At 60.4% G+C, this 25,371-nt stretch carries 14 protein-coding genes, 1 tRNA gene and 1 pseudogene; 6 read left to right on the top strand and 10 right to left on the bottom strand.

The annotated features are described in order from the left end of the window. Window positions 1-19: 19 nt before the first annotated feature. On the bottom strand, window positions 20-1,369 hold the full coding sequence (purD, locus tag HS101_19385; protein ID MBE7508427.1) for a phosphoribosylamine--glycine ligase: 1,350 nt from the start codon (window positions 1,367-1,369) through the stop codon (window positions 20-22). A gap of 209 nt (window positions 1,370-1,578) precedes the next feature. Between purD and HS101_19390 the strand changes: the two genes are divergently transcribed. Continuing rightward, a tRNA-Met gene (locus HS101_19390) sits at window positions 1,579-1,651 on the top strand. Window positions 1,652-1,697: 46 nt separating this feature from the next. On the opposite strand, the gene HS101_19395 is transcribed toward HS101_19390, so the two are convergent. Next, window positions 1,698-2,690 carry an acyl-CoA desaturase gene (locus HS101_19395; GenBank protein MBE7508428.1) on the bottom strand — a complete coding sequence of 331 codons (993 nt, stop codon included), beginning with the start codon at window positions 2,688-2,690 and terminating at the stop codon, window positions 1,698-1,700. Between the two features lie 645 nt (window positions 2,691-3,335). Here HS101_19395 and HS101_19400 point away from each other — a divergent pair. The 3 genes from HS101_19400 to HS101_19410 all read left to right on the top strand — a co-directional run bounded on the left by HS101_19400 (window position 3,336) and on the right by HS101_19410 (window position 7,331). Next, window positions 3,336-5,429, top strand: coding sequence for a tetratricopeptide repeat protein (locus tag HS101_19400; protein ID MBE7508429.1), 2,094 nt, complete (start codon window positions 3,336-3,338; stop codon window positions 5,427-5,429). A 776-nt stretch (window positions 5,430-6,205) separates the two neighbouring features. After that, window positions 6,206-6,697, top strand: a complete 492-nt coding sequence (locus tag HS101_19405; protein MBE7508430.1) for a hypothetical protein — start codon at window positions 6,206-6,208, stop codon at window positions 6,695-6,697. Window positions 6,698-6,719: 22 nt separating this feature from the next. Next, the gene (locus HS101_19410) at window positions 6,720-7,331 is read left to right on the top strand and encodes a hypothetical protein (GenBank protein MBE7508431.1); all 612 of its coding nucleotides are present in this window, start codon (window positions 6,720-6,722) and stop codon (window positions 7,329-7,331) included. A gap of 15 nt (window positions 7,332-7,346) precedes the next feature. Here HS101_19410 and HS101_19415 read toward each other — a convergent pair whose 3' ends face one another. The 6 genes from HS101_19415 to HS101_19440 form a co-directional block, all read right to left on the bottom strand. After that, window positions 7,347-8,903 (bottom strand): FG-GAP repeat protein, encoded by a 1,557-nt coding sequence (locus HS101_19415; GenBank protein ID MBE7508432.1) that lies wholly within the window; start codon window positions 8,901-8,903, stop codon window positions 7,347-7,349. Window positions 8,904-8,921: 18 nt separating this feature from the next. Then, on the bottom strand, window positions 8,922-13,385 hold the full coding sequence (locus HS101_19420; GenBank protein ID MBE7508433.1) for a tetratricopeptide repeat protein: 4,464 nt from the start codon (window positions 13,383-13,385) through the stop codon (window positions 8,922-8,924). Window positions 13,386-13,577: 192 nt separating this feature from the next. Next, the gene (locus tag HS101_19425; GenBank protein ID MBE7508434.1) at window positions 13,578-14,420 is read right to left on the bottom strand and encodes a trypsin-like peptidase domain-containing protein; all 843 of its coding nucleotides are present in this window, start codon (window positions 14,418-14,420) and stop codon (window positions 13,578-13,580) included. A gap of 608 nt (window positions 14,421-15,028) precedes the next feature. Further along, the gene (locus HS101_19430; GenBank protein ID MBE7508435.1) at window positions 15,029-15,715 is read right to left on the bottom strand and encodes a hypothetical protein; all 687 of its coding nucleotides are present in this window, start codon (window positions 15,713-15,715) and stop codon (window positions 15,029-15,031) included. 328 nt (window positions 15,716-16,043) lie between these two features. Further along, window positions 16,044-16,709 carry a hypothetical protein gene (locus tag HS101_19435; GenBank protein MBE7508436.1) on the bottom strand — a complete coding sequence of 222 codons (666 nt, stop codon included), beginning with the start codon at window positions 16,707-16,709 and terminating at the stop codon, window positions 16,044-16,046. Window positions 16,710-16,813: 104 nt separating this feature from the next. Beyond that, window positions 16,814-17,407 (bottom strand): hypothetical protein, encoded by a 594-nt coding sequence (locus HS101_19440; GenBank protein MBE7508437.1) that lies wholly within the window; start codon window positions 17,405-17,407, stop codon window positions 16,814-16,816. A gap of 270 nt (window positions 17,408-17,677) precedes the next feature. Here HS101_19440 and HS101_19445 point away from each other — a divergent pair, with 270 nt between their 5' ends. Then, a complete protein-coding gene (locus HS101_19445) occupies window positions 17,678-20,602 on the top strand; it encodes a hypothetical protein (protein ID MBE7508438.1) in 2,925 nt (974 codons plus the stop codon). A 238-nt stretch (window positions 20,603-20,840) separates the two neighbouring features. After that, window positions 20,841-22,041 (top strand): annotated as a pseudogene (locus HS101_19450) (transposase). 44 nt (window positions 22,042-22,085) lie between these two features. On the opposite strand, the gene HS101_19455 reads toward HS101_19450, so the two are convergent. Further along, a complete protein-coding gene (locus tag HS101_19455) occupies window positions 22,086-24,110 on the bottom strand; it encodes an alginate lyase family protein (GenBank protein MBE7508439.1) in 2,025 nt (674 codons plus the stop codon). Window positions 24,111-24,119: 9 nt separating this feature from the next. After that, on the bottom strand, window positions 24,120-25,370 hold the full coding sequence (locus HS101_19460; GenBank protein ID MBE7508440.1) for a glycosyltransferase: 1,251 nt from the start codon (window positions 25,368-25,370) through the stop codon (window positions 24,120-24,122). Between the last annotated feature and the right edge of the window lies 1 nt (window position 25,371).

Below are 25,371 nucleotides of genomic sequence, written 5' to 3' on the forward strand. Positions count from 1 at the left end.
TAACCCACTACTCGTGAACTCATCTGCTGGACGCCTGCATGGCGATGTCACCCCGAAAGTGAGCACCCTTGAATTGAATCAGATTGGTCGCGGCATACGCCTTTGCCCGTGCGAGGTTGATTGTGTCGCCCAATGCCGTCACACCGAGGACACGGCCTCCGGATGTCACGACCTCGCCCTCCAAGTGTGTCGTCCCGCTGTGAAAGACCTGCACATCAGAGAGCGCCGCAGCTTCCTTGATCCCGGAAATGGCATCGCCTTTTTCATAGGTGCCGGGATATCCACCCGCCGCCATCACCACGCACACGGCGGCACGACGATTCCAACGGAGCTCGATCTGATCGAGCCGGCCATCCACGGTCGCCTCGATGGCCTCCAATAGATCGCTCTCCAACCGCATCAAGATGGGCTGGGTTTCAGGGTCACCCAGTCGGCAGTTGAACTCCAGCACCTTGGGGCCGCCGGCGGTCATGATGATGCCGGCGTAGAGTACGCCGCGGTATTCGATGTCGTTTCGTCGCATGGCATCGACAATCGGCACCATGATGTCGCGCTCGATGAGGGACAAGTCCGACTCCGTCAGGTGGGTGGAGGGACTGAACGCGCCCATGCCGCCGGTGTTGGGGCCGGTGTCGCTCTCGCCGAGACGCTTATGATCCGAAGCGGATTCGAGCATGTAGATGTTGCTGCCGTCGACGAGGGCCAACACGCTGACTTCCGGCCCTTTTAGCAATTCCTCGATGACGATCCGATCGCCGGCCTCGCCCAACTCGCGGCGCACCATCAGCCGGTCGAGCGTCTCCATGGCTTCCTTGGGATCATGATGAACAAAAACGCCTTTGCCCTTGGCCAGGCCGCTCGCCTTGACGACGATGCCTTCGTCTCGCGTCTCGACGTAGGTACGGGCCATGTCGATGCCGCGCTGGAACCAATCGCCGATGGGTTCGTCGGAGCTTTTTCCGGCCTGGCGGGCCTGAGCGAGTTCCTGTGAGGTCGGGCCGAAAATGCGCGCCTCGGCGGTGGGGATGCCTGACTCGCGCATGAGTTGTTTCGCGAAGGACTTGTCGCCTTCGAGTCTCGCCGCACTCGCTGTGGGGCCGAAGATGCGAAGCCCTGCCGCCTGGAATTTGTCGACGATGCCCGCGCAAAGCGGCTCCTCCGGTCCAACGATGGTCAGGTCGATAGAATTCTTCCTGGCAAAGGCGAGAAGGCCGGCAATATCGTCGGCGGGAATGGGCACATTTGTCGCCAGCGATTCGGTCCCCGCGTTGCCGGGTGCGCAGAAGAGCTGTGGTCGCCGTGGCGACTTCGAGAGTTTCCAACAGAGGGCGTGCTCACGACCCCCACCGCCGACGACAAGCAATTTCATATCGATTCGCCTACAGTCATGGCCACAACCTCCGCTCCGTCCTCTTTTCGCCTTGCAAACTCGATGACGAGACAAACGAACCAGCGCCGCGTTAAGGCGTCGTCATCTGCGCCCAGTATGCATGACTTGAGAGCCCTACGCCAGCGGCCCGTCGGGCTTGACCTTGGCCGACGTAACCCCTATAAAAATGGTGCGTTAGGAACCCCCACAGCGGCGTAGCTCAGTTGGTAGAGCAAGGGATTCATAAGCCCTGGGTCGCCGGTTCAAGTCCGGCCGCCGCTAGTCTTCTCAATCGGGCAAATTCCAAGACATGGTCATGGGTGAGGATTTACGCCCGGGCCACGAGGACGGGGGCAAACTCGACATTTGGCATCCCCATGCGCCTGAGCCAGCGAAAGTGCGAGGCCACGCCGGCGCGAAAAGTCCTGTTTGACTTATAGGTCAGCCCGAACTCAGCGCACAGCTCCTCGACAACCTTAGCCAGCGCCGGATAGTGGATGTGGCATATCTGAGGAAAGAGGTGGTGCTCGATCTGATAATTCAGCCCGCCGACGAGCCATGCGAGCGGCCGATTGCGCGGCGCAAAATCCACGGTCGTCGCGATCTGGTGCACGGCCCAATTGGACTCGATTCGCCCGGTGTCGGGACACGGCTGTGGAAAGGCGGCTTCCTCGACGCAGTGTGCCATCTGAAAGACGACGCTCAGGGTCACGCCCTGCACCCATGAGGCAATGCCGTAGATCGCCAGAACGCACCACCACGGATGCAGCAGCATGGGCACACCGAACGCAAGTGAGAAGAAGAGGGTCTTGCCTCCGAGGAAGGTCACCAGGTCCCAATTGCGCGGCCTTGGAAAGCGGTAGCTGCCGATTCGCCCGACGATGACGTCGCGGAAATCATCATAAAGGTGCCACTTGACCGGCAAAAACCCATAGAGCGCCCAGAGATAAAAGTGCTGCACGCGGTGCAGCTTCAATCGCCTCTGGTGAGGTGACAAACGCCCGAGCAGGCCGACGTCGATGTCATCGTCGTGTCCCGCGACGTTTGTGTAGCTGTGGTGAATCGTGTTGTGCTTTCGCGCCCAGACGTATGAACTGCCGCCCAGCATGTCCAATGTCATGGACGCCAGTTTGTTGATCCATCGGTGCTCCGAATAGGCGCCGTGATTGCCGTCGTGCTGAATACTGAAGCCGACCGCGGCGACGGCCAGTCCCAGGGACACCGCCAAGGGAACGGCGAGCCACCACGTGAAATGGGCAAAGAGCAGCAGGCCGAACGACAGCGCGAGCCAGGCAAGGATCGCAGCCGTCTTCAGGTACATTCGCGGACAGTCTCGTCGGTTGAGCCCTGTCTTTTCGAAGTAGCGGTCGACGCGTCGCTTCAATTCTGGTTGAAACTCGCTACGCGGGCCGAACTTCAGAGGGCTATGCGCAATCCTGGAAGGATGTAATCCAATCTGCGCGTCGCAATCATCAGACATGTTTCATCCATTCCCCAGGCGAGCGGCTGCGCGATCGGCCATGAAAATCTCAGTTTCCCGACGGCGTCGCGTCACTTATGCGATTCCGAGGAGCCGGCCAACGATGCTCGGGCCGGGGATTGTAGCCGAGAAGCATCAATCGCATAGGGTGGAATCGAACCAAGAAGAGAAACCCCCATAATTTGGACCTGGAACGTGTCTTTTTAGTTATTGAAAGGCAAGTTGGTACTCGGCGAAATGTTTCACTCAAAGTGAGACCTTTCAATTCCCTCGGGGCCAGATATCCCTAGGCGCTGTGCGGCCGAACCGATTGGTAATGGACGCGCCATCGCCCAAAGGGGGTCTTCACCTCATTGAGTACTTAGAAGGTATTGACATTCAGCAGCTCATATTTCTGCGCACGCATTTACGTTAGAATGATCTTCGGTCGAGGCAGGCGGCTTGCTCCTGCCGGAAACTTGGCTATTTCCGCACCGATGTCGTGGCATGGCTCCATCGCCCGCAATCCCCGAATCCTCGCCCGCGCCGGCCCGGCGGCTTCCCATCTGGAAAAAGGCGGGCCTCGGTCTCACTGTGCTTGCGATCTTTCTCGCCTTGCTCGAGGGCGTCCTCGCCCTTTGTGGTTTCACGCCTGACGCCGCCGATCGCGATCCCTTCGTCGGCTTCAGCGCCACCAGCCCGCACTTCATCCCTGTCGCTGATCCATTGGGCCATCGGTTCATTGAGACCGCCCCCGCTCGCCTCAAGCACTTCAATATCCAGCGCTTTCCCGCCGACAAACCCGCAAACGCCTTCCGGATCATCTCCCTGGGCGGCTCGACCACCTACGGTCGTCCGTTCTTCGACGATTCATCTTTCTCCGGCTGGCTCAGATCGATTCTTGCCGCCGCGAGCTCTTCGACAGTTTATGAAGTGATCAATGCCGGCGGCATCAGCTATGGCAGCTACCGCGTCGCCAATGTCATGAGCGAATTGTGCGTCTATTCTCCCGATCTTTTTATCATCTACGTCGGCCACAACGAGTTCCTCGAACGGCGAACGTACTCCGACATTCTCAACGTTCCGCCGATTCTCAGAGACCTTGCAGCCGCTCTCCGTAGAACCCACATCGGCGCCGCCGCGGACCAGCTCGTCGCCCGGCTCAAACCGGCTTCCGGGGCCCAGAACGTGCTTGCCGACGATGTCGAAGGCATCCCCATCAATGTGGTTGGTCCTTCGGCCTATCACCGCGACGACGCGAACGCCGCTGGCGTCCTCGCCCACTTCCAATTCACCTTGAACCGTTTCGTCGATATGGCTGAATCAGTTTCTGCTCGGATCGTTTTCGTGGTTCCAGCGTCCAACCTTCGCGACTTCGCCCCCTTCAAGAGCGAAAACGATCCCCGCATTTCGCCGGAGAATTTGGCCCGCTGGAAGGACGCTTACGCGCGAGGCGTCACCGCGATGCGGCTCGGCAATTATGACGAGGCGCTAGAACTACTTCGCAACGCCGAGTCGCTCGACCCACGCCACGCCGACACCCTCTTTCAGCTTGCCCGGACTCTCACAAAAAAGGGGCTCTACGCAGAGGCGCTGGCTCGCTACGTCGCCGCCCGCGACGAAGACATCTGTCCCCTCCGCGCCTCCTCCAAGATCCAGCAGATCGTCCGCACCGTCGCCGCCGAGCGAAGTGTTCCACTCGTTGACTTTGACAATCTCCTCCGCGAGTCGTCACCACACGGTCTTCCAGGGGCCGATTTCTTCGTCGATCACGTCCACCCCAACCTGAAGGCCAATCGCCTTCTCGCCATCGAAATCGCCCGCGTACTCACCGAGGAATCAATCGTCGCTCTGCCCGTCGATTGGCGCACGTCTGTCCTTCCCCGGGCCGAGCAGTCCGTCAACGCCGCCATCGATCCCAGGCGTCATGCCGGTGAGCTGCGGACCCTTTCCCGGATGCTCGACTGGCTCGGCCGGCCTGATCAAGCGATCGCCCGCGCCATGGAGGCCATCGATCTCGATCCGTCCAGCGCTGAGACCCTGGCCTGGCTCGGGGAGCTGCAGTGCCGTCGGGGTGACGCTTACACTGCCGCCGATTCGCTTCGCCGGGCCGTCGCTATCAACCCGGACTCGGATGTCTTCCACTGTCAGTTGGCCGCCGCCCTTTCTCTTGCCGGCCGCGATGACGATGCGAAGGTGCACCTCGCAAAGAGCCTCGCGCTGAACCCAACGAACGCCGACGCCCACGCCGCCCTGGGAATGCTCCTGGCCCGCCGCGACGATCCTGACGCCGCAACCGTCCACCTCGAGAAGGCCCTCGCCCTTCGCCCCGCCGACCCCCTATTCCACGAACAATTCGCCCTCCTCCTCGAATCCCGGGGCCGCCTCGATGAGGCTCTCTCGCATTTTCGCGAGGCCGTCCGCATTAATCCTGGCCAGCTCGGCGCGCGCCGCGGGCTCGCTCGAATCCATGAAATCAAGGGTGAGTTTGGAGATGCGATCCGCGAACTCGAGCGGGTCCATGAACTCGACCCGTTCGCGGAAGATGTGAGTGAGAAACTAGGCGTGCTTAAAGAACTAAGGGGAGGCCATTCAGACTAATGTCCGGCCTATCCGATTGAAAGAGAGCATCAAAGGCATCATCCTGAAGTGACGAGCGCGTCGGACCTCACCCGGCGACTTAGGACGATCCAGCTTCGTGAGTATTCAAGGCGTCGCCAGTAGTAGCGCTTCGATAAAGGCCGTCAGATCGACGAGCCCGATTGTCTTGTCGCCGTCGAAGCCACCGCGGCGGATCAGGTCAGCGCGATGTTTGGGGATGCAATGAGCCATGCGGTGCAGACATCGGTGCTTCCGCGAACCAGACGCCCGACCGCCCTCGGATTGGCGTGAGCCGCCGTTCCGGCCAAGCACGCCGGATCGAGCTATCCGCATGAAGGGCCACATGGCGGCCGTTCGCAGATGACCCGGGTGAGAAAGGCGCATGAATCATTCCAGAAGTCCACGCAACAGTACGGCGCGAGCCGGCGCACGGCTGCGCAGCAGACTGGGTCCTCACATCCCGGCGCCACACGACCGAGAAAACAATCTCCCTCGGCGGGACAGTTGGTCCCAGGCGTTCCTGCACTTGGAGTCGGGCCCTCATCGGCAGCTACATCTGCACTGATTGGGGTGGATAAGAGCATCGGCAACACAAGCCAACCACTGCCCGTGGTGCTTCCCAGCACCTTGCCAGGTTCCGAATAACAGTTACCGCTCCATGACGGCAGCTTAGGTCGTGCCTAGAACCGGGTGCACTGCTTGTAAATCATGTGCGGGAGTCGTAAAATCCCAAGTATCAGTGCAGCCAGCGAGTTGTCCTCTCGGGTACAAGGGCCATGCCGCAGCCTGCGAAAACATCGCGTACCGTTCTGCTTGCCGTCCTTTGCGACGGTGTAGCGGCGTTTGTCGTCTATTTAGCCGCCGATGTCCTCCGCAGTTTCCTCTACATGCGCACCGCGTGGCCCGAACACGTCGAAGGCCAGGGCAGTATGTTCACCATGCACCTCACCGTTGCCGCCCTCCTGGCCGTCGCCTGGCCGGTGCTGCTGGCGTGGCACCGTTGGTACCGCCCCATTGAAATGCCCCGCTCGTGGATCCTGTCTCGAATGCTCTTCGCCACGTTTCTTGCCGCCATGTTTATCGGCGCCGCCTCGCTCCTTTATGAGCGCGACGTCTACCCTCGCGCCCAAATTGTCTTCGTGGCCGTCTTGCTTCCACTGGTGACGCTCGCCGTCCGCCGCTTCACCGCCCCGCGATTCATCCGCAAGCAGATCCGCGGTAAAACCCCGCCGACCGTCCGGCCGCCCGTTCAACTGGTTCACCGGTGACCCCGTGGCTCAGGAGCGCTCCATGACCCGACAAGTCGCCGATTTCGTCAAGTCCGTCGCCTTGTTCGTCGTGTACGCCGTCTTCCTGCTGATCTCGTCCATCTTCGTCCTTATCGTCTTCATAGGCGAGCAGTTTCTTCCCCCCCGCTCTGATCACCACGCCGACCGATACGCCGGCTGGATGCCCGGCCGCGCCGGAATGATCGCCATGGATGTTGCCGCCATCATCCTTGCCTACCTCGCCGCCGACTATGCCCGCTGCGCCTTTTACATGCACACCGCCTGGCCCGAGCAGGTCGAAGGCTACGGCAGCACCCTGGGCATCCACCTCCGGATGCTTGCCGCTGTCGTCGTCGTCTGGCCTATCGTTCTCTCCGTCGTCGGCTGGTACCGGCCCGCCCGCCGCTCGCACTCCTGGCGCATCCGGCGAACTCTTTCGTCGATGCTCATCGTTGGCCTCACCATGTCGGCGGTCGCCCTCATCATTCAGCGCAGCCTCTTCCCGCGCGCCCAGATTGCTTTCGTGCTGATCGCCCTCCCCTTCGCCACCGCGCTTGTCCGCTCACTTACCCTTGCCGTCGGCCAACTCATCCGCCTGCAGACCGCCCGCAGTCGCTCCGTCGATTGGGTATGACGGCTCCCGCCGTCGTCAGTTTCCCATCAGCGCTGCCGTGTACCCCTGCACGTCCCGGCCGTCGATCAGCCCGTCATAGGTGAAGTCCGACTTGCAACGATCGACCGGATTCAGATTTGTTCCAAGGAGCACCGTCGCGAACGTTGGGATGCCGATCAGCGCCTGGCATCCGTCCGGCACGCTGTCCGTATCACAATCCCGGCACTTCCAGTCATTCGCGCAAAGTGCGATTTCGCAGACGTCGCCCGTGAAATCGCCGTCGCAGTCGGCCTGGTCGGGGTTGGCGATCGCTACGCAGTTGTCGCAGGGGTCGCCCCAGCCGTCTGCGTCGGTATCCTCGCTCCCCTGCTCGATCGCATACGCCGTACCCGCGGACGTCTGCCCATTGGGGCTGTCGAGATACGCCCCTACGGCGCAAGTCAGCCCGCTGATCGCTACCGAAGCTCCAAACAGCATCTCGCTCGCGGGCGTCGTCGGCGTGAGTTGTTCCGTTTGGGTCCACTTGCTTCCCAACCGGCGAAAGACGCACGCCGAACCTCCGTTTACTTCGGGAGTGTCGTCGAGATACGCCCCGACAATCGCATGCTCTGCGCTCACCCCCACGGCGTAGCCGAATTCGTCCCCGGCCACAGCATCTAACGCCGTAAGCTTTGCCTGCTGGAGCCATACTCCCGCGCTCCGCACAAAGATGTAGGCCGCGCCGGTATTTTCCCCGCCGGCGTCATGCTCCTTCGCCCCAGCGATGATCGTGTCCCCGCTGATCCCCACCGAATGCCCGAATAAGTCTCCCGCCGCCGCGTCATCCGCCGTCAGCTTGGCCTGTTCGCTCCAGACATTTCCCGCTCGTGTAAAGACGTAAGCTGCTCCTGCGTTTTCGTCGATTTCGGTTTCAAACGGCGCCCCTAATACCGCCGTATCTCCCGAGAGTGAGCACGACCAGCCCAGTTGATCATCCGCGCCGGCGTCCGAGGCCGTCAGCTTTCCCTGCTGCGCCCACGACGTACCATTTCGAACAAACACGTACCCTGCCCCCGCGCTGGCCGCCATGCCCCCGTGATTCCGCGCCCCGATCAGCGCGCTGTCGCCGTCCACCGCCACCGAAATGCCGAAGCTGTCGAACGCCGCCCCATCCGCCGGGTGCAACTTCAACTGCTCAATCCATACTCCGTTGTCGAGGACGTATACATAAGCAGAACCGCGGTCCGTTCCCCCGTCATCGTCGAAGGGTGCGCCAACGACAATCGTCTCACCGCTGATCGCTACGCTGTACCCGAAGAAGTCGCCCGCCGCGCCGTCGCCCGGCGAGATCTTGGCCGTCTGTGTCCAGCCGCCTTTTCCCCGCGAAAAGACATACGCCGACCCGGACAAGACCCCCGCCGGCTCGTCACCAATGGCCCCGGTGACCAGTGTGTCGCCGCCGACCGCCACCGACCAGCCCAGCCAGTCGTCCGTCGCCCCATCACCGGCCGCCAGCCGTGTGCTCGACGGCAACTGGCATTCCCCACCAACCACGCGTCCACCGCCGGTCAGCATCTGAGCGATCAACAGCGCCAAAATGATTCTGCGATTCATTTGCGATATCCCCACGGACTAATGCGACCCGCTCGTCAACTCTCGCGTCATTTCATCCACCTCTTCCAGCTCTTTCTGATTCAGCGGCGTCCCCACCGAAGCCAACCGTAGCGCCGAATCGATCCGCTTGGCTGTCTCCAGGTGTCCGATCGCCTCCTCCTTCGAGCCAAGCTCCTTGCACACCTTCGCCAACTTGAGTAGCGCTCGCGCCTTTTCCGGCGATGTCGCCGGCCACAGGTTCGCCGCCTCCGCGAACTGCGCCCGCGCCTCGGTCGGCCGATTCCCCTGCGCCAAAAGCACTTCGCCCAGCGTGTCCCGATAGGTCGGGTCCTTGGGACTCTGCGCCACTGCACGCACCGCCAGTGCCTCCGCCTCCTTCGGGTCCTTGTAGTCCTGCAGCAGGATCCAGGCCAGGTTGTTCAGCGCCTCGTCTCGATCCGGGTCGATCGCCAGCACCTCGCGGTACAGCTTCACCATTTCCTCCGTTCGCCCCGCGTGCGCGTGGATCAGCGCCAGCGCCAGTCGCGACGGCACCGCCTTGGGCTGCTTCGCGATCAGCGCCTCGTGCAGCTTTGCCGCCTCTTCCATCGTGGCGCCGTCGCCCGCCGAGACCAGGTACTGCGCCGCGTGCATGACAAACATCTGCCGCTCGTTCTCGCCGACCTTGTCGGCCTCGATCATTGCCCGCGCCAGCGCCGCCACCTCGTCATGCCGTCCCTGCGCTCCGACCAGGTCCAGTCGCGCCACCTTGACGCCGAGGTCCTCGCTGTGTCCCTGCTCCACCAGCGAAAGCGCCTTCTCCGCCTCGTCGTACTGCCTGGCGTCGCACCGCAGGTTCGCCAGCGTCAGCAGCAGTCCGGGGTCCTGCTCTTTGTCCTTGACGCCCTCCAGGTAGGCTGACAGTCCCGACGCTGCTTCGGTCGATCGCCCTAGCCGTTGCAGGATCCTCGCCCACGCCAGCCGAAGCCGCGTCGATGTCGGCGCCGCTTGGATTGCCTGATCCGCGTACGTCGCGAACTCCCCCAGAAACGCTGGGTCTCCGACCATGGGCGCGATGACCAGCGCGAGTTCGTAAATGTCCGCAATCGTCACATCCTGCCCTGCCGCCTTTCGCAGCGGCGCCAAGGCGGCTGCCGCCTCGCCCCGGAACATCAGCAGCATCGCCTCTGCCGTCAGCAGCAACGGTTCGTTTGCTCCGTGTTCCCGCATCGCCGCGTTGAGCAGTCGCTCCGCGATCGATTTATTTCCCGACCGAAGCGCCAGTCCGATCAGTCCGGAATAAGTGTCCACCGTCCCCTGCGGGTCCTTCGCCGCTGCCTCCAAGATCGCGCTCACTCTGCGTCCCGCCTCTGGTCCGCCCGTCAATTCCGCGATCACCGCCTCTACGAACAAAATGCCGGTGTCTCGCTCACTGGTGCTTATGCTGTCGATCACTCTCGCTGCCTGCTCCAGATCGCCCGGCGCGCGCCGCACCACCAGTGCTTTCGCCATGCCCCGCTTCAGGTCACCCGAGTCGGGGAACTTCTCAAGACCTGCCTGGGAGGCCGCGATCGATTCCGAAAATCTGCCCTGGTCCGCGTAAAACTGTCCGAGGTAGGCAAAGCCCCTCGCATCCGTCGCCAGTCCATTGAGGGCCAGGTAGTCGCGCTCGGCCGCCTTCTTGTCTCCGATGGACGCCAGAAAGCTGCCCCGCAGCACACGCGCGTCAAACGACTCCTTATTCTCGACCAATTCATCCAGCGCCTTCCGCGCATCTTCCAGCCGGTTCGCGCTCCGCAGGATTCGAACCCACGCCGCCGCAACCATCACCGGGTCTGCCCCTTCCTTTTTCGCCTCGCCCAGTGCTCGCTCCGCCGCGCCCACGTCATGGGTTCTCGCGTAATGCACTGTTGCGGCGAGTACCCTTGCCCGGGGATCGATCGTTCCCGACGCCCCCTGCAATGCCAGTTGCGACTCGATCAGTCCGAGGTCCTTCGTCGACGCCGCGAGGGCGAGTCGGCGCGAAGAGAAGGCCGACGACCCCAGAACCGTCGCATAGCGATCCATCACATCAATGGCGTCCTTGAACCGCCGGTCTCGCTCCAGAAGCCTGATCAGCCGATCGGCCACTACCTCCGTCGGCGCCGCCTCCATCGATTTTCGATACAGCCGCTCCGACGCCTCGGTCTCATTCAGGTACTCGTAGAGCCCCCCCAGCACCATGACCGGTGCCGGCCATGTCGCGTCCGCCTCGATGCAGTAGCCAAGCATCGTTTCAGCCTGAGCCCGGGCCGCCGCGTCGGACTCCCCACCCGCCGTGACGATCTCCCTCGCCGCCAGTTGCCCCGCGTGCAGATGCCAGCGAAGTCCGCGCTCTCCCTCCACCGCTTTGATCTCGTCGACCAGCCGCTGCGCCAGCGCCCGCTCCTTCTGAACCTCATCGATCCCCAAGAGCAGCGATCGCGTCTCCAGGTCTTTCGGGTCGCTTTCCGCCAACCTGCTTAGCCGCCTGATTCCCGCCTCCCGCGTCTTGGAGTCTGCCGCTTCCATCGCCCCCAAACGCCGCGTAATCATCGGCCGCGAAGTTGCAGCGACCGCGCCCAGTGCAGTTTCCAAGAGCGCCCTCGCCGCGGCCTGCTTTCCTTCTCGTGTCAGAAGCTCAGCCGAAGCCAGCCATACATCAGCCGCTTCAGCGTGCGCCTTGCGGGCATCTTCCAGCACCTGCGCCGCGGCATCCCCCCGATCGCGAAGCAAGTAAAACCCGGCCAACTCAATTTTGGCCTCCGCCGAGTCAGGTAGCGCTGCCACCGTGCCCTTGAGAATCTGCTCCGCGGACTCCATCTGGCCACTTGCCGCGAGCAGGCTCGCCAGCCGCGTCTGCACCCGCAATTCCCTGGGGTGAGCCGCTGCCAGTTCGCGAAGCACGGCGATCGCCGAGTTCCGCGCAGAGCTCGCTGCTTCCTCCGACGCCGTGCTCCCCAGCGCCAACTCCGCCTCGATCCGCAGCACTTTCAGCGACACGTCCTCTGGATCTCGCCGCTCCAGGTCCGCGATCGCAGCTCGCGCCCGCTCCACCTGACCCGCCGCCAGAAGCGCCTGCACCGAGGCCAGGGCCGCGCTTCGATTCATCAACTCCCCCGGCGAGGCCGACCGATAAAGCGCCGCCACCCGACCCTGCTGCCCCGTCGATTGGTACGCCCCGGCAAGAAGGTCTCTCATCCGTGATGTGAAGACGCTTATATCTTGCAGCGGTTCCAGAAGTTCTATCGTCCCGTACGCGTCGCCTTCGGCCATCAGCACCACCGCCCGGGCCTGCGCCTTCAGCGCCTCGTCCTCCGACCGTCCGCCGCCGATCAGCGGAAGGTATTCCTCCAGCTTCTCACGCGCCAGTTTCACATTCGAATTCGCCGCCGCCAGTTCCATGGCCACCGGAAGCAGCGTCCGCCGATGCTGCGGCGACGTGATCTCCACCAACGCCTGCTCCGCCTTCGCCAGTGCCGCCCCGATGTCATTCTCCGCCGCCAGCAGTAGGATCTTCTGCAGCCATTGGTCCAGCCGCCAGTCCGTCGCGTCCAGATACGTCGCACGCACCTGCGCCTCGGACACCTCCGCCAGCTTTGCCACCTGGGCCTTTGTCCGATCCAGTTCACCGTGCACCCGCAACTCGTCACACAGCGCGAGCCGCGCCAGGATCGACATTGCCGACGCCTTCTCCGCTGCTGCAAGGTCCGCCGCCGCCGCGCTCAGCAATCGATCCCGCTCCCCGCCAAGCTGTGCACCGGCCATCTGCCTAAGCAGCCGCGCCCGTGCTACGCGCGCGCTCGCCGCGCCCGGCTCTCGCGCCAACGCCCGGTCCATCCACGTCCGTGCCTCCTCCAGTGCCGCCGGACCTGCCAGCGTCGCCGCCGTCAGGCACGCCTCGACATAGACCTCGTCGTTGCCCGGTTTGCCGTCCAGCCGCGCCAGCAGCTTTTCGATGAGTTTTGTCGACCTTGCTGCGTCCTGCTTTCCCGCCGCCGCCTGCGCCAGCCAGAACTCCGCCCGTGCGTCCCCAGGCTCCTGTTCCGCAACCAGCTTGGCAACGTACTCCAGCTCCGCCGGGTCCCCCGTCGCCAGATAAAGCATCGCCAGTCGATCGCAGATCGCCCGGTCATACCCCCCGTCCCGCAAAAGCCGCCGATAGGTCGACACCGCCGCCCGGACATACTTCAGCTCCAGCGGCTGCGTCGAGAGCAGTGCCTCCGCGAACTTCTTGCACACGGCCGCCACTTCCGGGTCCTGGCATTCATCGATCCGTCGCCCGACATACCGGCCCAGGAGCCGCCCCGCCTCCGCCCAGTCCTCTTTTTCATAGGCGGCCAGACCGTCCGTCAAGGCGCTTTCAACCTGCCGCTCGCGCTGCCACTGCCGTATTCCGTACGCCGAAGCGCCGACAACAAGAAACCCCACGCCGACAAACCCGAGCACGCGCAGCCGTACGGCCGCGGTTCTTCGCGTCCTCATTGTTCTTCTCCGATTCTGACTAAGAGTTAAACACGGCCCGTTTTCGACTTTTCAATTCTCACGGCCGAAATGGCCCAGAGCCTTCTATCCGGCTGCCGAGAGACGGCAAGCAGTGCTTTCGATTGCCTTGAACCTTGTGTCTCGATCTTTGTTGTCGTTCCAGTCGCTGGGCCTTCGCCGCAACGTAATTTCTTAACGCGCTGCCCAAGGTATTCCAATGAGTAGTGCTGCAAACCCCTCAAGGTCATCCGGCGTGAGCATCGAATCGCCGTTCATATCTCCTCGACAGATCTCGGTCGCGCTGGCCTCACCGAAGATTGCCACAACGAATGTCGCGATATCTTGCCCGTCCGTCACCCCGTCCGTATTGAGATCCCCCGCCATATCACATCCATGACAAGGCGCGGTCTGCGCGCCAATCATTTGGAGCGTCGGCGCTAGATCGGTGAGGATCGCTGACATGGGTATTGCGTGCCCCGGCTCGCACGGGGGCCCGCAATGGCATAGCCCGACCACGCAGTGATTTGCTGCGTCGAAGATCGGCGCCCCCGATGCGCCGCCTGTCGCGATCACATCCACCCCGATCGATATCGCAATTGAGCCGCCGCCGCACGCCCCGGGTATGTCCACCGAGGTCATCATGCCCTCGTCGTACCCCTTCACCCACCCGTTGCCGTGATGGATCTCATATACCGGCGTCCCGACAATTGGCAACTGGTAGGAGACCGGGGCGACACCCCAGTTTGAGGCAGGATCGCCTTCGAGTCGCAGCAGGGCATAATCTAATTCATCGCTCTCACGGACAACTTCCACGACCGCGTAACGCTCGGTTGGACGAGGAAAAGAGCTAATGTCGCAGTCCGCGCACTCGTAATTGAATTCGACCCTTATCTGGCTAATGTCGGACCCCACGCAATGCCTTGCGGTCAGCACCAGGTTCGGCGCTGCGATCAACCACGCCGTGCAGAATGGAGTGTCAAAATAAAATAGTCGCCCGACCGGTCGACGACTTGCATGTTGCGCCGTGCCCGCCATGCAGCCAATACCAACTTTGCCGCACGCTGTCTGGCACGGAGGACGTTTGCACAAGTTGATCGCCAGGTCAGAACAGGCCGTGCTCCAGCCATCTGAACAACAAAATGGCGCGACTGAACAAATCTGTTCACAGCATGCAGGGTCATTGCAGCCCGGAAGCCCGTGTGCCCAGTAACAATTCTCCGCGCCTGGACAAGTAGGGTTGCTTGTTCCCGTCTCAGAACGCGGCACGTCACCGGCTGTTCGCTGATACGTCCAGAGCGAGAGCATGATTGCAAGTAAGGTAGCCGCGCACCCCGCTGACCTTCCCGAAGAACTTCGGGTCGCCGCCATTCCCATCCCTCCTGACTGCCCGCCGACTGTCAAATCAGCGATCAACGCGCCAGGCCTGCTTCCCTTGGCACCGGCGTGTCCTTCTGACAGCGCACGAGCCAAACGTCCGGGCTCCCCAACGCCCCAATGTCCGAAGCCGTCTGACGCTTCACGGCCCTCAGGCGCGCTGACAAAACCAACCGCAAACCGCCTGATGCGGTTCTCAGTCCATTGTATCAAATAGGGAGGAGGCGCCTGAGAGAGAGTGTGAGGGAATTTTTGGCCGATCGCTAATATTATACACGGTAGTAGCGGCCTAAGCTGACTATCGCCCCCAGCCCAATCAGCCCCAGAAGCACGGCCTGCGGTGCCGGTATTGCCGTCGGCAGGAACAGCATATCATTCTGTGCCCCTGCGTAAGTGCCCGTGGCAGCGTCGTAGGTATCCCAGAGTTGCATCACCCTCACAGCACCGATGTCCGTCCAACCCGACGCGATTGCATGCATGAATAGCGAATTAGCCACCCCGCCGCTCTCGTTCTCCAGCCGCCAGATAGCCTGCTGAAGCTGACTTATCGCCCGCAGCCGCTGCTCATCCGTTCCCGTGAAGCTCGCCGACGATGTCACGAAGGGATTAAGCGCACTTGGGTTGGTTCGCAACGTCGTGTAAAGGTAAGCCGTACCCGGCGAGATCGGATCAGGCTCTTGTCCACCGGCTCCTCCATTGTCAGCCGCTGTCTCGATCCGCACAAAAAAAGTGCCGTCCACTGGCGGCGCCGTCGTCTCGAGGCAGAACGTCTCAAAACTGGCATCGTCGCCGAGCCGCGCGCCGCCTGTGCTCGCGTCGAAGGCGACGAATGCCGCCGTGTTGGCGCCACCCGCTCGCTGTGGGTTGATGTTCTGGATCGTCGTCATCAGCGCCCCCTGCGCTGCCGACGCCGCGATGGCCCATGCCCCGAATTGTACGAAAAATTTATTCATCATGTTTCCGCAGCTTGGCCTTTGAGCGACTTTCCGATGCCGCTCCCAGAAATTGGGTCCATTCTACGTCGCGGCCTTGCCGCGCTGTGACTCTCCTCGACCCATCCGGTTCCTCCGACCAGCCGCCCTCAATGTGCATCATTGTGCGCGGCGATTCGGAGTTTTCTTCGCGCCGGGCCTTGCGCCCAGCCGCTCTCCGGGGTTCCGGGCCCCGGCCGCTAGGTGTTGCCCAACAGCCGAAGCCCGCCCCGATATCTCACTAGCAATTGAGCCACGCTCACCTGTTCTACTGCTCAACCTTCTCCTAGCGAGAAGCTCCAGCACGGTCTCATTAGATCATGCTCCGTCGTCGCTTGATCCAACCAACCGCACTGAGGCCGAGCATGCCGAGCAACACCGCACCAGGAGCTGGGATGATGGTAAGCAAATCTTGGTGGTTCTGTGTGTGCGCAGCATCGCCCCACAGATTCATCACGCGCACATTGCCAATGCTCGTCCAGCCGGCATTAGTTGCACAGGTCACGAGGCCGTTATTTGATCCGCCTTCTTGCTCAATCCACCAAATCGCGTCCTGGAGCTGAGCGGTGGCAAGCTTGCGGTCAGCCACGTTACCTCCCTGAGCATTTGTCTTGAAAGAGCCGCTGCTCAAACAGCTATCCAACGCACTCGCGTTTGTTCTGTAGGTGTGATAGAGGTAAGCAGTCTTGAAGTCGAGCGGATCAGGGTTGCCACCACCCACGCCCCCATCGACCGCAGCTGTATTGATCGTGACAAAATATGTGCTGCCGAGACCTAAGAATTCATTCGTCTCAATGCAAAATGTACCAAACACAAGATCGTCAGGCAAGCTGCCCGCCGGCGTGCTCGCATCTGTCGCCGTAAATACGCCGCCACTTGAAGCCCTATCAGGGTGATTGCTTACAGTTACCTTTAAGGCGGCTGCTGCCGGCGACACGACAATCGCCACGAGCGCTGCGATCAATAAAATCTTTTGCATGATTAATTCACTCCGATTCATTCCGGTATTTCAAGAACCCGGAAAAAGACCAAGATCAAAAAAGTCCAAAAGCAAACTGTTGAAAAGTGAAAAGGGTGGACGTCTTACTTGGTCGTGATCGGAGGGGCCCGCTGTCCGACGTTGCGAAGGACATCTTGAAGCTGAAGGAGAACGGGAGAGATCTCCCCTTCAAAACATTGGCTTCGAACGGGCGCCGCGGTGTGCGGCGTTTCGAAAATGCATGGAATGAGATCGCCGCCCGCCAGGTCCAGCGGCGTCGCGTGGCAGACCTGTACCGGTCCACCCGAGTGATACCAGTCCGGTACGCCGACGTGCAACTGCTTCATCGACCGCGTGAGCTGCCATGCCCCGGCCGACAGCACCGCGCTGAGCACAAGTTGCAGGCTCCCCGGCGGCGGCGGCATCCGAATCACCGCTCCGTCCGACAGGTCTACGCCGCCTACTTCGTCTGCGCCCGTCGTTCTGAATTCGCCCGAATACCGCCGAACGCTCGCCCCCAGGCACCCGCGATCGTCGACACCGGATTCGCCGGCCATTGTCGCGCTCTTCACCAAATCAGTCGCCGTCGGCGAGTGCCAGACTGGTGTCACCACCTCCGTCAGGCTCGCACGTGCAGCGCCGGCGTACGTGAGGCACGCAACCGCGATGGCAATCAGACTTGTGCGGATTTGCTTCATAGAGTGCCCGAGTCCTCTTTCAGATAACCCTAATTTAAATCAGCCGGTCCGGGAAATCAATCATTTTTCAAAATAATTCGTGTTTTTTTTGGGCCTTCCCAGCCCTGCGCACGTCAGCATGTTCGCCGGGATCGACTTGAGTCCTATCGATCGTGATAGGTATTAGGCAATTCCGCGTTCTTCGTTTCACATTTTCGTGATTCGAATCGTACGCTTCTATCCGGTGCCGAACAGAGGCCCATTGGGGGGAAATGGTTGGGAGCTATCGTTATGGTCAGGTCAGCCCATTGGCAATGCATCCTCTTATCCATCGCGCAGCCGCGTTCCCGCGATCATTCTGCCCGCAATGGCGATGCCGTTAGGCCTGGTTCTCCAGCCCGCCTTCTCTCATTCTTTCTGTTCACCGTCTTACTTGCGGTCCCAAATCTCGCTTGCGACCAGGCAGGATCCGAAATCCTCAATCTCCCAGGCCAGGGCCCCGCAGACTTCGCGACCATCGAAAACCAATCTCTTTCGATAACCTTTAGCGATCTGCCCGAGGGTGCCAACAATGCCTCGCGTACCGTCAACCCTGCCCCCCAGCACGGCAGCCTGCAGATGCCCGATTCCGCCCGCGATGGGGCCCTCGCTGTCACTTATATTCCCGATCCCGGCTTCGTCGGCACGGATAGCTTCTCCATCGAACTTCGCGATAGCGAAAACGCCCTGCACACCATCACCGCCGGTGTGATCGTCTACCCGGAGGTCCGTTTCGAGGTTGACATCCTCTCCGAATCGCCCATGCTACTCGTGGAGGGCAGAGCCTTCTGTCCATCGGGCCACGCGTTGCCCGAGGGCACCTACCAATGGGGCTTCGACGGGGTGGTCGAAAGCGGGACGGGAAGCACGCACATGATCAGACAGCACGCCTTTTCCTCGAGCGGTACGCATATCGTCACGCTGACGCTCGCCCTGACTTCCTTCGGCAATTATCAGTGCTCCAAGGGGCCCACCGGCGAACAAAAACAGGCCGAAGTCGCCTCTGCCAATTCCCAGCCAACCAACCCGGGTACGCTGTCCGTCAACCCCTCCGGCGCATTCGCCGCAAGCGGCACCCAGGGCGGCCCCTTTTCGCCCTCCAGCAACGCCTACACGCTCACCAATCCCGGCGATCAGCCGATTGTCTGGGCTGCCTCGAAGACTCAGAGTTGGGTCACTCTTTCCAGTAGCGGCGCCACCCTCGCTCCAGGGGGCACCGGGACGCTGACCGTCTTCATCAATGCCACCGCCAATGCACTCCTGCCGGGCACTTACAACGACACGGTGACGATAACCAACACCACCAACGGCTTCGGCACCACCACCCGTAATGTCACGCTCACCGTCAACCCCTTTGGCGCCCTCGCCGTCACCCCAGGCACGAATTTCACGACCAATGGCTCTATCGGTGGGCCCTTTTTGCCGTCCTCGACTGATTACGTCCTTTCCAACACCGGCAGCACCGCGATCAACTGGACCGCCTCCGCCACCGGCAACTGGGTTACCCTCTCCAGCGCCGGCGGAACGTTGAACGCCTTTGCCTCCACCACGCTCACCGTCACCATCGACGCCGACGCAAACGCCCTTGCCGAAGGGAACTACAGCAGCACCGTCACCATCAGCACCAACAGCACTGGCAGCACGACCCGCACTATCAGCCTCTCTGCCGCCACCACCTCTCCCGCGATTGCCGTGTGGGCCTTCCCGGACGGCGCAACCTTGACGGGCACGTCGCACTTGGGTGTCGTTGCTTATCACGCGAGTGGTATCTCCCGAATAGATTTCCAGGTCGACGGCGCTCCGGCGATCTCCGTAGACTCCGAAACTGTAAATCCCTCAACGGGTGAATTCGAATATGTACTTTCCCTGGATACGACCGCCTTCACCGACGGCCCTCACACCGTGTCTGCAAACGCTGTACCGACTGCGGGTGCCTCTCATGCTCTGGCACCCTTGGCGGTTAGTATCGCCAATAGCCAAATCTTCGACACTTGGTACGTGGATGCAGCACTTGGCAACGACACAACCGGCACCGGATCAAGCGCCGCTCCATACGCGACACTCCGCAAGGCATGCTTGGCCGCTGACAGCGGCGATACTATCCTTGCCCGCAATGGGGTTTACGATCTCCCCGATGAGTCGGGCTATGGCTTCAATCAGTATGTAACGATCAAACCGGCCCTGGGGCACAGTGTTACGATTTCGGCACAAACGATTCCAAACCTGACTCTTCGATCGTCCTACATCAAATTTGAAGGCATCAGATTCGACCTGAATAACCCCGCGGCCGTCAAACGATCGGTAATCTCCAGTGCCGCGACCCACTTCTGGTTCATCAACTGCGAGTTCATTGGCTGGGGCCGCACTCAGGCCAACAATAACGAAAGCGCCTTGCGCTTTTACGCTGGGTCACGGTTTATTCTTGTTGAGGGCTGCGACTTTCACGACGTGTCCCTAGGGGTCACGGCAACGGCGGGTGATTGCATTCTCCGGCAGAATCAGATGTACGACCTCACCGCCGATGGATTTGATTGGGATGGCGAAAACGTCTTGGCGACGGGTAATGTAATATTCAACAATAAACTACCTGTTGGAGGTACTCAGCACTGCGATTTCTGGGCCAGCAATACTTGGGGCAACTTCGCCATCATTCGGAACAATAAGGCATTTGACGGCGACCACCAGGGCCAAAAGTTTGGCGGATACAACGCTGCTGGATTTGGTAAAGCCGGAGCAGTTTATCAGGAGTATTCAAATATCGCGATAATCAATAATCTACTTGCGCTTGGAACCGGGGGTTCAGTCAATCTGCGATTCGAGGGACTTTCCAAATTCAAGAAATTCAGTAATGTCCTGGTTGAACACAATACTTTTTATGCTGGCAGTAGCACACTCGTTATAGAGCCCGACCTATCAGCAGTGGACTTGTGTATTCGCAATAACTTGTTTTACGCCGCCTCCGCGGCCCTAAATGGCCCTCCCGCCGGGGTCGTTGCAACGAATAATGTGCTGCCCACTGATCCTGATCCGTTGTTTATTTCTCCCGCAACTTGGGATTTTCGCCTCCAGCCTCTGAGTCCTTACCTTGACCGGGCGCCTCAGAGCGTCATTCACCATGACCAAGACTGGGCGCCGCGCTTGGGGAGCGCAGATTTGGGCGCGTTTGAGCGTCAATGACTACTTGTCTCGGCGGGATGCGGAATTGGAGTCAAGCAACTCTTGTCGGGGAGATCAACGAGCGCGGTTCTCTTGTGGACGCCCGTAATTCTGTTTTCTTAACTGCGTAGCGGCAGGGGCCGATCTGATCAGAGCTAAAACCGAGTTTCGTTGATGGTGGCTGAATAAAAAATGGCGGCGTAGTCTCGGGACTTGTTCGAGGTTCCGAGCCGCCCACGATGGGCAGAGGAGTACGCCGATGCACGAGAGTAGCGAGAAGGTCGCAGCGATTCCCGCCCCCAGTCGGGACGTTTTGACGGAGGTTTTTCGAGACTGGGCCCAGCGCCTCTTGGGCCAGGCCGTCGAAGCCGAGGTCGATGCCTGGATCGAACGCTACGCGGAGGTGCGCGATCACCGCGGTCGGCAGTAGGTGGTCAGGAACGGCCATCACCCCAGCCGAACGCTGTTGACTGGCATCGCGCCGGTGGACCTGACGCAGCCACGGGTGTGGGACCGTCGGATCGTCGGCCGCACCGAGGCCGGCGAGAAGGTGGATGCAAAGGGCGAGCCGGCAGAACGGTTCTGTTCGTCCATCCTGCCGCCGTATCTTCGGAAGACGAAGGCCATCGAGGAATTGATTCCATGACTGTGTCTCAAAGGCGTGAGCACCGGCGACTTCAGCGGAGCCTTGCAGGCGTTGGTTGATCCACAGGCCTCGGGCCTCAGCGCAGCGACCGTCACGCGGCTGATGGTGGGCTGGCAAGAGGAGTACCGCGCGTGGCATCGTCGCTCGCTGGCGGCCAGGCATTATGTGTACCTCTGAGCCGACGGCATTCACTTCAACATTCGCCTGGAGGAAGACCGGCAATGCATCCTGGTGCTGATGGGGGCGACGGCGGAGCGCCGCAAGGAGCTGATCGCAGTGGTCGACGGCCGATGGGGCGCTGGGCTTCTGGGCGGCGTTGCCGAAGGTCTATTCACAAACCCGCGAGCAGCGATGCTGGGTCCACAATACGGTCAACGTACTGGACAAAATGCCCAAGCGGGTGCAGACCGGGGCCAAGGCCAAGCTGCACGAGATCTGGATGGCGCCGACGCGAGAGGATGCGGACACGGCGTTCGATCACTTTGCGGCGCACTACGAGGCGAAGTTCCCTGAGGCCGTGGCATGTCTGACCAAAGACCGCGACGTGCTGCTGGCGTTCTACGACTTCCCGGCCGAGCACAGGTGGCATCTGCGGACGACCAACCCGATCGAGAGCACGTTCACGACGGTGCGACTGCGTCACCGGCGGACCAAGGGCAACGGCAGCCGTGTGGCCTGCCTGGCGATGGTGTTCAAGCTCTGCGCGTTGGCCGCGAAACACTGGCGGCTGCTCAACGGCGCGACGCTGCTCCCGGAGGTCATCGCCGGCGTGAAGTTCGTCAATGGAGAAAAGGCCGAGAAGAACGTCGCCTGATTACCGCGCCATCAACGAGATTTGACAATTACTCCAACGTCTGATCACCGCTGCTTCCCAACTGATATAAAAGTAGAAACGTCTATCGAGTTAATCCATTCCGCGAACACACGCAAACAGGGCACACTGGTTCGCCGGTGGTAGCTACGGCTAAGCCAACCGGGTCCAGGCCCTTCTTCCGCCGAAACGAGCACTGCTGGCTCCGAGAACTCTAATCCAATCTCGACAGGCAAACTCGCGACTAGCACTCTGTATGAAGTTTTGCTGCAAGCTACAATATCGCAGTCTTCAGAAAAGTGATACATCACAGCGGTTCGGTGCATTCCTTGGCCGCGAAGCCGATCCAGACAATGAATCCTCCGAACTTGGCCTAGGACGCGCACTTCCCGCTCGTGAATCACTGGGACTCTACCCTTCTGGTATCCATCGTGCCGTCCAATCACCTTACCCCCGTTGGCCTCAGGTGACCAATCCATGCAGGTTGACCTCGCCCGTCGGCCCCACAGAAATGGGCCCAATATCTCTGACTGATTCGCACCATCTACGACCACAGTGTTATGTGCTTCCGTGCTCCTAAAGTAATCTCGCCAATCCGGATAGGAAAAGTAATCATACGTTCCAGGGTCCACGAGTACGTCAATTCCACCAACTCTAAGCGTGATGCTCAAGGCATCTGCATGTCCGTGCGCAGCTAGCGGCCCGAACCCGAGTTCCCCACAGTCGAATTCTACCGAGATTGAGTCTGCGTTCCCACGGCGTCCACATTGAATCAGGTATCGCCCGCTGTCAGGAAACGCATGACACCTGAGTACTTCGTCGCGGTAGGTCCCGTTCCCTTCTTCAGAAGCCTCGATGTCTGGGCCCAGCAACCAGAATGCCCGCTCACTAATTGAGTCTTCTATCGCGATCCCTGTGTCGCCAAGAACGCGACCTCCAGCATCAAGCAGACTCTTTACCGCATCACCTCGCCCACCGAGTTCGAGGACATACCCGTCGTCACAATCACCGAAATACGTAGGACTTCCCCCCGCCTCGCAATGGGCTGAGACGAATCGGAACATCATTCGCAGTCGCTCCCAATAACTTTCTTGAAAGTCATTGCCGGTATTCCGCGCCACCAATCCAGCCAGCAGAAAAAACTCCATGACGAAGAGCTGGTAGCCCATCGCTTGTTCGCGATGGCCCCCATCTGGGTAGGTCTGAGCCTCAATCTCCCGCGCCAAGATTTCTTGGCTGAGTCCTCGCCATTTCTCGCTTCCGCGCAGATTACCAAAATACGAGCTGGCAATAAACACGCCAGCAGCCTCTCCGATGACATGGTTGTTGGCAGACGAATAGTGAGAGTACTTGCGCGAGATTTCCCACATATGCAAGTGCACGATGCGGAGTAATCTTTCTAAGAACGCCGTGCTCAGCGCTCCAGACGGTTGGATTAGTTCCAACGCCCAGACCCAGTTGATTAGTCGGATGCCCAGTTCCAAGGGGCTTCGCCAGTTCATTCCATGACCAAAGGGCGACTGACGCATCCACGATTCGATTTGCTTCACGATCTCAACAGCGAATCTCAAGTCGCCGGTTACCCGATATGCCCTTCCAAGTACAACGAGGTGATGGTGCCGGTTTAGTTCCCACACAAATTTGCAGTCCCCGGTTACCGAATAGGATCTGTAATCGACTGCGTCAGACGCCTCCAGAGGTGTTTGGACGCCGGCCTTGTACTCGTAGTTCCAATTGATTTCCTTGCCGAGGTCGCAATCGGCAAGATCGAAGAGCGTAATGCGGTGCGAGAGGATTTTTTCAACCCGTGTCAATATCGCCTGCCGCCAGCAAGGAGAATAATGCCCTGCGAGCTCATCCTTTCCAAGTCCCATATGCGCGCCGAGTGCGTGCGAGCTTACCGCGCTTGCGTCCTTGTCTTCGATAATTACATTCGTAACACTGAGTTCATGCCGTCCGACAGCTCTGAGCACTCGCTCAGAAAGCCGTCTAAGCTCTTGTCGCGATCGCCAGGCGATCTCCGGCAGGGACATCGACCGAAGGCGCTTGAAATACCATTGAGAAGTTGGCATCTTCGACCACTAACGTCTGCCCGGAATCGAGCGGATTTCCTCTACAAGACGCGCAGTGACTGACTCCCAAGTGCACCCTCGTACCCGATCCTGTCTTTTTGCAATGGCGCCCGCGCCGTCGTGTTCGAGGGACTCACTAATTGCCTTTGCGAAAGCCTCCGGAGTTTCCGCCACTGCTACGCACTCGTCATATCTTCCCAGGTGATGAAAGGGGGTGGAAACAACTGGCAGTCCGAGGGCAAGGTATTCCTTAAGCTTCACCGGGTTGCAATAGTGAATCCATCGATTTCGCCGCCATGTCATGATTGCCACACGAAAGGCCGCCCCGTAGGAGGGGATCAACTCGTAGGGACGTTGCCCGACAAGGGTTACGTTTGGCTGCCGTGCCAGCGATGATACGTCTGTCGACGCATGACCCACGAAAACGAACGACAATTGCGGAAGCAATTGCACGACCCGAGTCGCAAATGGCACATCGAAGGTATGATCGTCAATCGCTCCAAAAAAACCCACCATCGGTTCTCGAACATGTTTAATGTCTTCTGGTACGACACGGTCGCGTGCCGCCTTGGCGAACCGAGCAAAGTCAACGCCATGGTCCGAAAGGAAGGCACGCCGCACCGATTGCTTTTCATCCTCAAAAAGCGCGCCGCTCGCATAGACCACAAGGTCGCTCTCTCGACGCAGTCGGTCGTCGTATTGAGAAATCTGAACATCGATATAACCTCCTTCCTCGGAGCGAAACTCCTCATGTCGATCCGTTCGCTGATACACCAGTGCACTTCGCGAAAGCCTAAGCGCGATGTCACAAGCGGCCGGACATTCGACCCATACAAGAGGCGACGTCATCTTGAGGCGCCACGCCGCCCAGCGGACTTGTGCAAGAACACCGAGGCAATTTGCGACCCGCCCGAATTCGCGATGGTGAAGCGGTACGCTGATCGGAGAGAAGGCGTAAAACCTATTCTCAACGTGCTGAAGGCCACGCCGAATACTCTGCAGCTTACGTGCAATCTTTCGAAACAACTTTTTGCCCTCTGACCAGCGCGGTCGTTGCATAACGATCGAATTCACGAACAGCACCGGCACGCATCGTGCGAGACGCCGCATGACCTGCATGTCGAAATGACCGCGATTGTGGTACCACCAATCCTCACCCGCGAAGCAGATGACGCCACGATCAAGGACTCCGTCTGGCGTCGCGCCGGGCGCTGACACTTCATTAAGCGCCTCGCTTGAATAGTCCGAAGCAGCGTTCACA

The organism is Planctomycetia bacterium (assembly GCA_015075745.1).
Lineage (GTDB): Bacteria > Planctomycetota > Phycisphaerae > UBA1845 > UTPLA1 > UTPLA1.